The organism is Vibrio sp. 10N.222.55.C6, from assembly GCF_041473395.1.
GTDB classification, from domain to species: domain Bacteria; phylum Pseudomonadota; class Gammaproteobacteria; order Enterobacterales; family Vibrionaceae; genus Vibrio; species Vibrio crassostreae_C.
This window is the reverse complement of record NZ_JBFRSD010000648.1, coordinates 1-397: the sequence shown is the minus strand read 5'-3', so window position 1 is coordinate 397 and position 397 is coordinate 1. Positions and strand designations below refer to the sequence as shown.

At 41.3% G+C, this 397-nt stretch carries 1 protein-coding gene; it reads right to left on the bottom strand.

All coding sequences use genetic code 11. From position 1 onward, the window contains the following. Nucleotides 1-397, bottom strand: a 397-nt coding sequence (locus tag AB4486_RS25470) for a hypothetical protein (protein ID WP_372119506.1), incomplete at both ends; no start/stop codon positions are given.

Genomic DNA, 397 nt, shown 5'->3' with positions numbered 1-397 from the left:
CAGAAGTACGCGTCTGAAAGATGTGCTTTGTTTGTAGACTCAATCATCTCATGTATAGAATGTTTGAATGTCACCCTTGACATCTTTGCAAAACCCAATGAATGAACCGTTGATGAATGCTTTTTGATCAACGCAAAAACGGGAATACCCTTATCAGAGTGTTGGTGACTTTGTAGGTACGAAACTTGGTTCCATTTAATGCCGTCAATTTCATCCTCTACACTGGTGTGATTATCAAAAAGGTCGAAAACTTGTTGTGTTACCACCTGAGACTCAGCATTGTGTTTCGGGTAAAAATAATAACTGAATTCATAATCCGCCCGGTCACCTTTACCAGGGATACGCATATTGGTAAAAACAAGATTACCTTCCCCACCAATAGCGAGCCCTTCCGCCC